Here is a 508-nt window from a genome sequence, read left to right on the forward strand (position 1 = left end):
AAGATCAAAAGCAGATCAAGATCAAAAGCTTCCCGGCTGAAGCCGGTCCTACAGTCCGAGCCAATCCCACAGGCTGCACGCGCTGCTGTTAATGGGACCGGCTTTAGCCGGGAAGGGGCCGGTTTGGGCACCATCAATCTTGCGGTGCTATGCCTGATCGTTCCCAAGCTCCGCGTGGTGGTGACTGGGCTTTTTGCGCATGAAGATCAAAAGCAGATCAAGATCAAAAGCTTCCCGGCTGAAGCCGGTCCTACAGTCCGAGCCAATCCCACAGGCTGCACGCGCTGCTGTTAATGGGACCGGCTTTAGCCGGGAAGGGGCCGGTTTGGGCACCATCAATCTTGCGGTGCTATGCCTGATCGTTCCCAAGCTCCGCGTGGTGGTGACTGGGCTTTTTGCGCATGAAGATCAAAAGCAGATCAAGATCAAAAGCTTCCCGGCTGAAGCCGGTCCTACAGTCCGAGCCAATCCCACAGGCTGCACGCGCTGCTGTTAGTGGGACCGGCTT

Annotated in this window: 1 protein-coding gene; it reads left to right on the top strand. The window is 57.1% G+C overall.

From position 1 onward, the window contains the following. The coding region (locus QWI18_RS25700) for a hypothetical protein (RefSeq protein WP_369320190.1) at positions 1 to 294 on the top strand (294 nt) is incomplete at its 5' end. Positions 295 to 508: the final 214 nt, after the last annotated feature.

The organism is Pseudomonas sp. W2Oct36 (genome assembly GCF_041060465.1).
Lineage (GTDB): Bacteria > Pseudomonadota > Gammaproteobacteria > Pseudomonadales > Pseudomonadaceae > Aquipseudomonas > Aquipseudomonas graminis_B.